Origin of the sequence: Enterococcus massiliensis, assembly GCF_001050095.1 — a bacterium.
Taxonomy (GTDB): Bacteria; Bacillota; Bacilli; order Lactobacillales; family Enterococcaceae; genus Enterococcus_C; species Enterococcus_C songbeiensis.
Genome location: NZ_CVRN01000007.1, coordinates 80,058 through 92,740 on the forward strand (window position 1 = coordinate 80,058; position 12,683 = coordinate 92,740).

General features: G+C 40.1%; 9 protein-coding genes. All 9 read right to left on the reverse strand.

Features of this window, described 5'->3' with window-relative positions; translation table 11 throughout:
- Positions 1 to 167: 167 nt before the first annotated feature.
- The 9 genes from BN1875_RS07650 to BN1875_RS07690 all read right to left on the reverse strand — a co-directional run bounded on the left by BN1875_RS07650 (position 168) and on the right by BN1875_RS07690 (position 12,448).
- Entirely contained in the window at positions 168 to 488 is a 321-nt protein-coding gene (locus tag BN1875_RS07650) for a helix-turn-helix domain-containing protein (RefSeq protein ID WP_048604272.1), read from the reverse strand.
- 4 nt (positions 489 to 492) lie between these two features.
- Positions 493 to 885, reverse strand: a complete 393-nt coding sequence (locus tag BN1875_RS07655) for a type II toxin-antitoxin system RelE/ParE family toxin (protein ID WP_187115925.1) — start codon at positions 883 to 885, stop codon at positions 493 to 495.
- Between the two features lie 242 nt (positions 886 to 1,127).
- The gene (locus BN1875_RS07660; RefSeq protein ID WP_048604274.1) at positions 1,128 to 1,505 is read right to left on the reverse strand and encodes a hypothetical protein; all 378 of its coding nucleotides are present in this window, start codon (positions 1,503 to 1,505) and stop codon (positions 1,128 to 1,130) included.
- 517 nt (positions 1,506 to 2,022) lie between these two features.
- Positions 2,023 to 2,202: a hypothetical protein gene (locus BN1875_RS07665; RefSeq protein WP_048604275.1), complete on the reverse strand. Its 180-nt coding sequence runs from the start codon at positions 2,200 to 2,202 to the stop codon at positions 2,023 to 2,025.
- Positions 2,203 to 2,247: 45 nt separating this feature from the next.
- Positions 2,248 to 8,292: a BspA family leucine-rich repeat surface protein gene (locus tag BN1875_RS07670; protein ID WP_048604276.1), complete on the reverse strand. Its 6,045-nt coding sequence runs from the start codon at positions 8,290 to 8,292 to the stop codon at positions 2,248 to 2,250.
- Positions 8,285 to 8,959, reverse strand: coding sequence for an isopeptide-forming domain-containing protein (locus BN1875_RS07675; RefSeq protein ID WP_048604277.1), 675 nt, complete (start codon positions 8,957 to 8,959; stop codon positions 8,285 to 8,287). The genes BN1875_RS07670 and BN1875_RS07675 overlap by 8 nt, the downstream gene beginning before the upstream one ends.
- Positions 8,960 to 9,025: 66 nt before the next feature.
- Entirely contained in the window at positions 9,026 to 10,582 is a 1,557-nt protein-coding gene (locus BN1875_RS07680) for a SpaH/EbpB family LPXTG-anchored major pilin (RefSeq protein WP_048604278.1), read from the reverse strand.
- A gap of 74 nt (positions 10,583 to 10,656) precedes the next feature.
- A complete protein-coding gene (locus tag BN1875_RS07685) occupies positions 10,657 to 11,538 on the reverse strand; it encodes a class A sortase (protein WP_048604279.1) in 882 nt (293 codons plus the stop codon).
- Positions 11,531 to 12,448, reverse strand: a complete 918-nt coding sequence (locus BN1875_RS07690; protein ID WP_048604280.1) for a class C sortase — start codon at positions 12,446 to 12,448, stop codon at positions 11,531 to 11,533. The genes BN1875_RS07685 and BN1875_RS07690 overlap by 8 nt, the downstream gene beginning before the upstream one ends.
- Positions 12,449 to 12,683 lie beyond the last annotated feature (235 nt).

A 12,683-nucleotide genomic window follows, 5' to 3' on the forward strand; every position in this document is an offset into this window, starting at 1 on the left:
GAATAGTTGCGGGTATTATGACCGCAACGGCGAAAGCCAGTGACGCCATTTTAGATTAGTTGAAATTCAAAAAAGAGCAAAAAAATAAATCGCTCTAACTTTTGACAAGTCTTGCCCTTACTATCGTGGAGAAATACCGAATAGCGATTTTTCATTGCTAACTAAATTTAATTTTCATTGGCACTCACTTCTTTAATGATTTGAACAAGGATGGCTGGTTTCTTGTCCAATAATTGAATGAGTCGGTTTGCGCTTCCACTCGGCTTCGCTCCATCTACCTCCCATCGTTCTACTGTTCTAGGCGAAACATCTAAAATATCTGCAAAAACAGCTCGTGAAAGATTCAATTTTTTTCGTACAGCTTTAATCTCAGCTCCATTAAAGTTTGGTGCTTTTGTCACATCATAGGTTCTTACTTCAATATTGGTCCTATCACCATTTGCAAAAGCAGTAAATTCTTCAATAGATTTCTTCAATGTCTCACTCATTTTCTCATTCCCTTTTCTGATTATATTTTAGTCGGTGTATTAATTTTTTTATTTCTTTTTTCTCAGAATCACTCAAATTCTCCTGTTTAGATTTACTGAAAACATCCAAAAAGAAATACTGATTTTCTACGAGAATTAGATAAATAATCCTTGCAGAGCCACTCTTTCCATGAGGAACTTTTTCAGGAGAAAAACGCCATTTAATTGCTCCGCCGGTTCCTTGAATGAGGTCACCCAGAAAACTTTTACCAACGTGGTTTTCACGTTCAGTAAAAAAATTTTGTAGTAATTTCTCCATATACTCCTGATCTACCTCTGTCAAACCAAGTTTTTTCCATTCTTTCATAAATGCATTTGAGTAGTGAAAAATTATTTGTTCTCCCATTTTTTCTCCCAACCATACGCATCTTGCGTATATTATTTTATATATAAAATTAGTACTTGTCTAGTATTCTCGCTTTATTGCTTTACTCAAAAGCAGTTTTCACATTTCTCTACAAATAATTACGAACAATGGAGTGATTTTTTTATTTTTATTTGAAAATTGCTAACATCTTAACTCGATTAAAAGCAAAAAAATAGACCGTAGCAACTTCGCAGTTGACGCTCTATTCGTGTCAAAATAAAACAACCCATTTTCTATTTTGCCGGAAAGAAGCAATTTGCATTCAGCAGATAGTGAATATAATCAGCCGTCATGCCTCGCCGAAGTTCCACTACTTGATGCCCCTTTTTTCTGTTTCCTTCTTCAATCATTTTTTCGATATCTTCACTTTTTTGTTCCGCAGATAGCCCGTACTCTTTAATAATATCGGTCAATTTTCGTGCAGCGCCTACTTTTTGAACAATGACTTTCAACTGCACCTGTCTTGGCTCATTAGAAATATAAAGCCACGCCGAATCTCTTAAAAAAATGACATCGGCAATTCGCTTGATTGTCTGACTTAATTCCGGTTTTGCATGGTCCTTATACGGAAAATGAATGACATAATTTTGTTTTTCTAGTTTCGTTGACATACCTAAATTCCCTCATTTGTTCTTTCCATTTTATTGTCTAGTATAAATTTATCCCACTCTTACTTATGTTTTAATTATAGCAAGTTTCTATGGGATGAAACCGTCATCTTTTAATCTGTCTGAGAGAATTTATGACGATTATTCAAATAATTTTCTTTTTTTGAAAAATAATCCGCTCTTTTTTTTTAAAATAATTTTCAATAAAATTCTTGATGGATATAGAAAAACGACCAAACAAAAAAGACTCAAGTGGATTGGTCTTGAGCCTCTTTGATGCCTCTTAGGCACAATCGATTATAGGAGAAACAAGAAGAATCAAAAGGAAAGGTATTTCGTTCATTTTACAAGGATCGACTGAGTACAAGGGAAAATCTCCCAACGTATCAATCAGCGAGTCAAAAGGAAACGATCAGCCTCATTCCCGCACGTTGCTTAATGAACGCAGTTTTTCTATGTAGGACAAATGATTCCCTCAACTTTTTCAAGTCAAGGGCAAATCATTTGTCAGGGTAAAGAATTATTCTTTGCTTTTCTTCAAAGTCATCCAAGCGATACTTACCATACCGATGATAATCAAGGCACTTGCGCTGATCAAAGCAATCAGACGTTGATCACTACCAGTATCAGGTAAGATTGGTTTAATTGTTCCGGAAGTTAAAACGTAAGTATCTGGTACAGCTCCTGCATAGGCACTCAAATGTTGATCACCTGTTGGTGCAGCTACTGTTCCATCTCCGACATTTTACCATCTTGTAACAGTTGGTTCATCCGTAGTATTAGGTAAGACCACTTGACCATTGGAATCTTCAACAACTCCAATTTCATTTGAACTGAATGCTACATTCTCAGTTTTGAAATTTTCACCAAAAGTTACTTCCTTCAAACTTAGCATATAAGTGAACATCGCAGTCATATCTGTAACCTGATTGGTATCGAAACTAGATAAATCCAAAACAGTTAGAGTCTGATCGGCAATAAACATACCTTCCATCGTAGTTACATTGCTTGTATTCCAGCCTTCAAGATTGATCTTACTTAATGTAGGCATCATCGCAAACATGTAATCCATCTCAGTGACGTTTGTCGTATCCCAACCGTCCCCAAATGTTATTTCTGGTAATACCATTGTATAACTAAACATTTTACTCATATCTGTAACATTTGTTGTATCCCAGCTTGAAATATCTAACTCAGTCAACTTCTGCATGTCGTTAAACATACTATCCATGTTTGTGACGTTAGACACATCCAGCTTATCTAATCCTGAAATTTTAGTAACTCCGCTTAAATTTTGGAACAACGCGCTTGAATCTTCATTCGCAGTCACGTCGCCATCGACACTGATTTTAGTGATAACAATATTCTTACCATCATAATCCTTTAATCCAACCCATGGAGAAACTGCACTACCATTTTTCAAAACAGGTTCGCCAAATGTTCCGGAACCAATGTGCAATGTTCCGTCAGTATCGATATACCACTTCACATCACCAAAGATTCCTTTGGCTTTAACTGGTTGTAAGTTAACAATTTCATCGTCATCAGTAGTTGTTTGGAATGTAACTGATAATGGATCACGAGAAAAGGCAGTCATTGGATCAGGTAAGCCGGTCGTTGCATTCTTTTCAACTGCAAAGACATATTTTTGATCCTTCAATTCTGGGGAAGTCCACGGATCATATAGATCAACCGTTTCAGTTTCTCCAATTTTTCCGCTTAATGCCTGTGTCGCTTTTGTTTTTGTTGCAACATTAGGATCAGTTGGATCATTATAGAGAATCTTCGCATCGGTTATTGTATCGACTAAGACATAGGTATCCGGTACGACACTTGCATAAGCCGTTAGAAATTCAGTTCCCTTAGGTGCATCAACTGTTCCACCCGCAAGATTCTGCCATTTAAGTGAGTCTGTGGTGTTAGGTAATTCGACAGCTTTAGCAGTCGTTAACTGACTTGTTGCAAAAGTTGAATCAAAAGTAACTTTTTTCAGAGCCATTGGCATTGACGGATCCATCGGTTCTAACATCATCGTCATATCTGTCACATTAGATGTATTCCAACCAGTGAAATCTAATTCCGTCAATGCCGAAGCACCCATGAACATCCCTTGCATTGTAGTTACTTTTTCCGTATTCCAATTTGGCGTTGCTAGACTTGTTAGATTTGGTGTCATAGCAAACATTGCATACATGTCCGTGACATTTTCAGTTTCCCATGTTCCAAGATCGACATTACTAAAATTGTTCTGTGCAAACATAACGGTCATATTTGTTACTGACGAGGTATCCCAACTTGAAAGATCTAAATTACTCAAATTAGTCATTTGACTGAACATATAGCCCATATCAGTAACATTAGAAACATCTATGTTCTCTAATCCTGAGATACTTTCTGCATCTAATCTACCAAACAACGCAGTTGAATCAGTATTTGCAATAACTGAACCATCAATGATGACATCATCTATTATATCGTTGTAGACCGTCCAAGGTGAACCCATTTCTCCCGGCTCATATGGTGCAAGCATCCCCGGAGCTGGAACTGGTTCGCCAAACGTTCCTGATCCGATATGCAAGGTTCCTTCCATATCGATATACCACTTCACATCGCCAAAAATTCCTTTTGCTTTAACTTCTTGTAAGCTAACAACTTTGTCATCACCAGTGGCTGTCGCTCCATTTACAATCGTAACTGATAATGGGTCGCGATAAAAGGCAGTCATTGGATCAGGTAAACCTGTCGTTGTACCATTTTCAACCGCAAAGACATATGGTTGATCCTTTAATTCAGGAGAAGTCCATGGATCATACAACGTAACTAATTCAGGTTCGCCAACTTTTCCGTTTACTGTTTGTGTTGCTTTTGTAGTAGTAAGTGGATCAGTCTCATTAACATCATTGTAGCGAATTTTCGCATCGCTTACCGTATCAACCAAGACAAAAGTATCCGGTGTTGCGGTATCACTGTTGTAGGCACCAATTTGTTGACTACCTAAAGGAGCAGTCACGGTACCGCCAGCAACATCACGCCATTTAAGCGTAGCAGTATCATTTGGCAATTCAAGCTGCCCAGCTTGTGAATCTGTTGTTAACTGGGTAGTTTTAAATTCTGTGCCAAAAGTAATTTCTCGTAGCCCCGAAGTACCACCAAACATATATTTCATATCTGTTACTGAGCTAGTACTTGCACTTGAAAAATCCACCTTTGTTAATGCAGCAGTATTCTGAAACATTGTTCGCATAGTTGTTACTTTCGGTGTTTTCCAGCCAGATGTATCTAGAGCTGTTAATGATGAAGCACCATTAAACATATAACTCATATTTGTAACACTGCTGGTATTCCAACCACTTGTATCTAGCTGAGGTAATGAACTTGCATTCTGAAACATTACGCTCATGCTAGTTACTTTGCTTGTATCCCAGTTTGATGTATCTACATTCGTAAGAACTTTGGCACCATTAAACATCCCACTCATTGTAGTAACATTACTAGTATTCCAATTACTTGTTTCTACACTTGTAAGAGCAGATGTACCGCTAAACATCCCAAGCATCGTTGTGACATTGCCTGTTTTCCAACCAGATGCATCTAACGTCTTTAAGCTAGATGCTCCGTTGAACATATCATCCATTCTTGTTACTTTTGCCATGCTCCAGTTTTCTGTTCCGTTGATTTCAGTTAATCCTTTTGCATGATAAAACATCGCATATGCATTAGTTAAACTATCCATGCCCCAATTCGTTGCATCTAACGAACTAATTACTGTATTCGAGAACATGACAGAAGCATTTTCTACTTTAGATAAATCCCAATTTTCTTCACCTGTCATCTCTGTTAGAGCATAGTTACTTTGGAACATGCCTTGAACGTTCACAGTTGTATACTGAGAAGCATTTTCTTTAAGATAATCATTGTCCAGTGTAAAATCAAGATTTTCTAAACCGGAATAACTAGTTACTTGATCTAATGTACTGAATAAATAAGATGAGCCGGGATTTAAAGTAACCTTTCCATCGATACTTACTTTCGTAAATTTGTCCTTATATTGATACCAAGGTGAAACCGCACCGGCTTTATAATCACCAGTCGGTGGGGTTATGTCCGTAGATGGGAAATTCGATGCATAAACCCAAAACGTTTCCCCCGGCCCAATATGCAGTACTCCATCCATGCTGATGTACCACTTCGCACCTACATCAACATTATTACCAAAAATCCCCTTTGCCTTAACTTCAGTTTTGTTCTCAGCAAGTGTCGGATCTCCAATGATTCTATCTTGCCAAGGATCAGCAGTATAGACATATTTTGTCAGATCAGCGTCAGGAGTTTCAGAATCTACGTTACCATATGTTCCAATATTCTTTCCTGTCGCATCTATTGCATCATTGTTGGCTCCTTTAGTCCAAAAACCAATATCTGATAATTTTTCATACTCTACATCAACTGATGTCATACTTCCTCCTGCGCCAAAGGTATGAGCTGCTGGATCGAAGGAATCTTTCAATCGATAAGTCGTTGTACCATTTTTTATTTCTTTAGGAAACAGTTTAGCTTCTGAATTGGTTTCTGAATCTGCATTAGCAGTAAGATAATCTTTCAGATTAGTATCTCCCACATCATAAATCAATTTAGAACCCGCAATCGTTTTGTCTCCAGCTTTATAGTTCAACTGAAGCGTAGCCAGCGGCTCGTATTCGACTACTATATTTGTTGTAGTCCCTACTGCGCCAAAATCTTTGATCGTTGGTTCTGCTGTCTTACGATAAGTAAATGGATCAACTTTAAATTCATCAGGGAAAAATACTTCATTCGGACTACTTTGTTTGTATGCATCAAAGGTCGTGCCAGGTTCTGCATAGATCGTCTTCGATTGACCAACAATCGTATCGCCAGATTTGTAGCTAATCTTGATTGCTGCTAAACCTTCTGTACTAATTGTTGCCGGATCCATTTTCATTGGTGTATATACGGATGAAGTTCCGTTGACAGGCGCGTCATCCATTCCTTCAATCGTTGAATTAAGATCATACGTTGTGGTTCCATCAGATGGATCTTCTACAGTAATCGTAGATAAATATTGTGCAGCAAACAACGGTGGTGTCTCTGCTCCATCCGCAGCAACCATTTTGGCATGATAATCGGCTGCGTTAAAACTATCAGCTGGTTGCGTTTGTTGATTTCTGATCATCGCCGGCCAAAGTGAATTAGGATACGAAATATCTGCATAACTGATATGGTCGCCATCGGAGCTATAATTCCCCATGTTGACCAGTGAGATAAACGAACCATCCGCTTGTTTGGAATAACCCGTTTCACCAACGGCCAAAGCCGCTTTCATCTCTGCTTTTGTCGTACCCGGTTCAAAGTAACGTGTCGTGGTATTCACGAGAAAGAGCGAACTGCCTTTACCGCCAACCATTGGATGCAGTCCATCATTAGTCAATCCAGATATCGCGCCGACAGTTGATTTGGTAAACAGATTACTGCCAATCACGGTCAGAATTTTTTTGTTGGCTTCAGTCGCCGGATAAGTATTGACCATGAAGAGATTTCCCGGTGTTTCTGCTAATTTCTTCATGGTAGGTTCAAGCGGGTATATCCCTTGATAATCCTTTGTTTCATCGTTCACCTTATTGACATAGGCACTAAAATCTGCCGCATCATGATAAGCAGCACCATAAGAAAGATCTCGACTCTTATCACCAGTAAAGAAACTGCCGCTATATTTGAAACTAAAGTCGCGATCCCCAGGTACCTCGCCATCTTTGACCACTTCACCAATCTGTCCAGTCCAACTAGCACTTTCATCGATAGCGGTAAATTTCAATTCTTGGCCTAAGAAAGATGCGGTGACATCCGCTTTAGCCGGTAGTTTTACATCTGTTGTAAAAGATGCAAAATCTGATTTCTTTAAATTACCAAAATTAATCGCTAATTCTTTTCCAATATCTTCGTTTGTTACTGTAATCGTGTTTCCTTCAATATAACCGAGACCAGCAATCGTAGTTCTGACAAAATTTGGTTCTAATGAAACATCCCCATACGCTCCGGTATAGGTTAAATTAGGAATCGTGATTTTATCGCCAGGTTTCCAAGTTGCTGTCCGGCCATTCTCGAAAGTGTTGAAGGTAAGTACAAAACCAGTTGGATAAACTGCTGTACCCGTAGTTGTTGCCGCACCTTCAGTCTGTGACCAAGTCATCGTAAGGGATTTGATATCCGCAGTAGTCAGTTGGTCCAGATTTGTAATTGATTGCAGGTCGCCTTGTTTTGCTGTGATCTCTGCTTTGTACCCGTCAGGTACTAGCGGAGTGATCGCTTTTTTGATTTCTTCGGCTTTCTTACTTAGTTGCGGAGATAATTCGATCTTGATTGCTTTGTCAGCAACAGTCACGGTCGTCCCTGCGGTATCGCCGAATTGTGCGATCGTTTTAAGCAACTCAGCGCGGACTTTGGCTGGATCAACCGTTTCTTCTGTCGGTGCCGCTGCAGGTTCGCTGGCGGGTTCTGATTCTGCCGGTGCAGATTCAGCCGGAGTGGATGAACTTGCGGTTGATTCTTTTGTCGTTTCGGTTTTTGGTTCGGATTGTGCTGATTGGGCAGTTTCTGTGGTTTGAGTCGTTGCCGCTGTTGCAGCAGCTACTTGATAAACCGGTATCAAAGAAGAAGCCAACAATTGAACACTCAGCACACCGACTGCAAATAGATGCATCAGGCGATAGCTTTTTGTTTTTGCTGATTTTTTTTCTGCCATTTGTTTGGAGAAAAAATGTTTTGGTCTATTCATATTTTTTCTCCTCCCAACGTTTCCGCATCAGAACGGTTCCTCCGATAATGGTGCTTAATAAAATACTTGTGCCAAATAAGGTCTTTGTCAAAGAAATTTGCCACACGTCACCGCTTGTCTGCATGATGGTGGAAGATTTCTTTTGACCAGTCACATTGTTTGTTACTGAATTTCCGGGTTTGATCGTTACAGGATCTTCGGTCAATCCAGATTTTGGTTCGTAGGTAAAATCATCGGTCACTTTTCCCGTTGCATCGGTATAAGGCAATTGAAAAACGATCGGTTCGGCAGGCTTGTTGCTTTCCTCACCGGCTAATTCTTCCAATAAATAGTAGCCTTCTCCCAATAAATCACCGCCATAGGTCGCTTGACCGTTGGTATCGGTAATCAATTCGCTGGAAAAAGCTTGTTCCTTTGAAGCAATCGTGTAGGTGGCAGAATCTGTCGGCACGATTTCTTTTCCATTAATGGGTAAAATTCGTGTCAACCGATAATGCACGCCTGCTACGGGTGTAGTTGCTTGCGTCACTGTGGAAGAACTTGCAGTCTCGCGCTTCACGACGGTAACCGAAGGACTATTCATTACATCAGAAGCGTAGACAGTTTGACCGAGTGCAAGTCCAGCAAGGCTGATAATCAGCACACTAAACAATCGTATGTTCTTCATGCAAAATCCTCCTTCCTAAGAAAAGAGGTACCTCGTTTCCGAGGTACACTTTTCTTGCCGTGACGTTTAGCTATTTGCTTGTTCTTTACGACGGTAGTGAATAACTGCTACTCCACCGGCAACGATCAATGTGCTTGCTGCGACCATTAAGATCAAACGAGCGTCATCCCCGGTTGCAGGCAAGTTAGGGATCCATTGGTTATCTTTATTGACAACTGTTTGGTCCACTGTATCATCGTTAGCAGCAGTAACTGAAAAGACTGTATCATCTTTATCGAAACCAACTGGTGCAGATGTTTCGACTAAGTAGTAATCTTGTACGCCAGATGTTGGATCAACTTCCAAACCAGTAAAGTCGATTTTACCAGTTGAGTCTGTTGTTAATTCATAGTCTGTGCCGTCTGCTTTCGTTACAAAAACAGTTCCTGCTGCATCTGTAGCAAGTTTAAATTTCGCGTTTGCCAATGGTTGACCTGCTTCATCAACTTTTTCTACGGTAACATTCCCCATTTTGATGGTTGGTGTTAATGGATCAGTTGGGTCGACTGGCGTTTCTGTTTCTGTTTCGCCGCCGTCAGGTCCAACATATTTTGTTACGAAGTTATTGACGATTTCTCCGTCAGTTTTATTTTCTAAAACTTCAGTTGTTATGTGGAATTCAAGTTTTGAACCTTCATAAACTTTTAACATACCAGCTTCAGTTAATGAAATTACCACGTTATGTGTTGTATCATCAGAAGTTGTAGCAATTGTGTAATCTGTGCCTTGTACCAAATCTTGGTTTGCGCCATCTTTATCAACGAATGTACCTGTAATATCAGCATCTTCTGGTTTTCCAAGAGAAGCGGCATCAATTGGGTCAGTTAGCGTCAAGCTCTTCGCGTAAACTGCGTCGTCAGCTCCAGCTGAAGTTTCTGGTGTGTACAAACCAGCAGGAATATCCATCGCTAATTTCCAAGTCACATCTTCGCCGGCTTTAACCGATGTTTTGATAGGTTCATTTTCAAGTGTTTTCACTGGATTAAGGTTGATCTCTTTTAAATCATTTTTTGGATAAACATCAACAGTGTAAGACAATGTATCATCAGATGTTGTTTCTGTGCCTTGATCTTTTGTCAGTGGCAACGTTACGATAAATGGAGCAGCCGGTGTTGCGACTGCCGCGTTAGGTAATTCAGTTACACGGTAGTACCCATTGGCTGTGCCTAAAGCAAATGATGCTAAGCCGTCTGCATCTGTTTTTTTAGTCACCGCCGTAAATGAAGCGTCAGCCACATAGTCAGCCGCTGCTGGAGCTGTATCCCCTGCCCAATCTGCTGGCAGATTTACTTTTTCTACTTTGAATGAGATATTTTCTAATGGTTTATTGACAGCAGTATCAATATTAGCTGCATCCCCGGCTAAACCAGTTGCTGCTTCTGCATCTGCTGTATGCGAATATTTGTGGATATTCAGTACCCGTGGTGATGTAGTATCTGGTGTTTCTGCCGCAGCGTATACCACGTGTCCATTATCTAATCCAACTGTCACGAGTGCAGCTGCGCTCATCGTGCCCAACAATGTTCCGCAAACAAGTAAGGTACTCAATAATTTGCGGGATTTTTTAACCGTATTGCTTTTCATATTCATTTCCTCCTCTAAGTTGAGTATATATTTCTGAATAGAGTTGAAGTTTTCTTCGTCTCTAGGTTCAGCGTTTAATCATTGCGAACGAACATTATTCCTTGAATCACTAAAGCCAGCAGATTAATCAACGCAAGTCCCACCAACCAAATTGTTGGTCGGCTTTGTTGAATGCTGAGGGCCAATTGGTGGCTCATCCAGTTTTCTGATTGTTTTTCGGATTGTTGGGTTCGTTCTTTTTCTGTTTTTTCTTCCATGACCCCGAGAGAGTGTTGTTCTTTGGTAGTCAGGGTAGAAAATTTTTGCGTTTGTTGCAATGTTCCTTGAACGACCCGCCGGTATTCGGTGCCGATGCCGCCTTCACAGCGAAGCAAAGTGACGATTGGCTGGTCATCTTTAGGTTGATCTAAGACCTCTGTCTGGTTCTCATGAATCTTCTGATTGACAGTCACGCGATAAATCCAGACGGTCGTAAAATCCGTTACATAAATTTTTGTTCCGGTGGTCACATTTTTTATCCGATGCAATAAGACATCTGCATCTGAAAAATTATGACTGGCTAAGACGACGTTTCCTTCACCTAATGGACGTTCAGGAAAATACGTTACTGCACCGGTGGATAAGCTGAGCTCCGTCACTTGATTTAAAATCGGCAAATCAAGATTTTCTGACGGAATGGCGAGACGTCCAATACCGGCTTGCGCCATTGTGTCTTCCCGTTTGAGGCGGGCAGTCACCAATACGTCCATGTCGGCATCTTCGATTTTTTCCCGCTCAGTATCTGTTTGTGGGGAAGACTTTGGTTGGTTCTGCGTGACTTGTTTTTTACCATCTGTCAACAAGACAGTAGTATCCGGCGGCGTCAATAATTTATGGTAGCCGTCGTAAAGCCACAGGGTCGTTGCGAATAAAAGCAGGACTGGGATGAAAAAGTAAGCAAAAATTCGTTTAATCATCGGCTTTCACATCATTTATTTCTTTTGACTCTTCTGTCTTTTCTGAATTTTCCAATTCTTCTTCCTGCTTTTCTTTCCGTTTGTCTCTGAAGTAGCGATAAATTAGCCACAAAAGTAACAGTAAGAGGAAGAGTAGCATCGTAGCAATCCAGATAGCATCCAATGACCAAACCGTTCGACGGGCCGTTTTGACTTTTTTCGCAACTTTCATCGGAATCCGTTTGCCATAAATAACCAAACGATGGCTGTTGATAAACAGCGGTGTACAGGTCATCAATGCGGCGATGTCCTTGCCTTCTTGAACATAAAAAACTTTTGCTGCATCTTCGTCTCTCGGATCGACTACTTTTTGATCGTAGACTTGGTACGCTAGATTTTCTCCGAAAGCATTTACATAAAAGACATCTCCGTTTTTCAGGTGACGAATATTATCAAACAAAATCTGATTGGCTAAACCGGAGTGTCCGGTAATGCCGCTGAGAGTATTCTTACCGCCAATCGGTAAGGTCGTCCAGGGCAAGGTACCGATGCCTCGATTGAGTGCCCAGTCAGAATCTCCGAAGTGAATCACCATATTAATAAGATGAATACTGGGAATGTTGATAAAACCGATTGGCGTTTTCAAATCGCTTTGAATATCCGTAATTTTGACTTCTTCTTCTACCGCTTCTCCTTTTTGTTGCTGATAGATCATTTTGTTGTATTTCTTGACCAATTCGAGGGTGGCGTTCCCTTTTTCAGGAACTTTCTCCTCATATTGTGACACCATTTCTTTCCGATGGGCGAGATCCACCATGTCAAAAAGAATTGGTGCCAGCAACAACAAGACGCCCAAGAGGATGATACTGCTGAAAAAAGTGTAAATCATTCGACGTTTCCGCTTTTTTTTATCGACTTTTTTCTTTGTCACAGATGATTCATCCCCCCTATTTTGATAAATATGTTTTTGAGTCAGAGCGGGTTACTTCCCTTGTGCACTTTTTCTCTAACTCGAATCGTGAAAATGAAAGGCGTGATTCTTTGCTTATTTCATTTTTCAAAAATTATTATACCTTCTTTTTTTGTAGTGAAAACGTCAACTTTTGACGCCTCAAGGATAATTTCTGACCCGTTCGACGTTTTTGATGTTTTTTACTCAACAATAC

Excerpts from the sequence above, each read along its gene's own strand:
- BN1875_RS07650 (WP_048604272.1), bottom strand. The coding sequence starts at position 488 with ATGAGTGAGACATTGAAGAAATCTATTGAAGAATTTACTGCTTTTGCA.
- BN1875_RS07660 (WP_048604274.1), bottom strand. The coding sequence starts at position 1,505 with ATGTCAACGAAACTAGAAAAACAAAATTATGTCATTCATTTTCCGTAT.
- BN1875_RS07670 (WP_048604276.1), bottom strand. The coding sequence starts at position 8,292 with ATGAATAGACCAAAACATTTTTTCTCCAAACAAATGGCAGAAAAAAAA.
- BN1875_RS07675 (WP_048604277.1), bottom strand. The coding sequence starts at position 8,959 with ATGAAGAACATACGATTGTTTAGTGTGCTGATTATCAGCCTTGCTGGA.
- BN1875_RS07680 (WP_048604278.1), bottom strand. The coding sequence starts at position 10,582 with ATGAAAAGCAATACGGTTAAAAAATCCCGCAAATTATTGAGTACCTTA.
- BN1875_RS07685 (WP_048604279.1), bottom strand. The coding sequence starts at position 11,538 with ATGATTAAACGAATTTTTGCTTACTTTTTCATCCCAGTCCTGCTTTTA.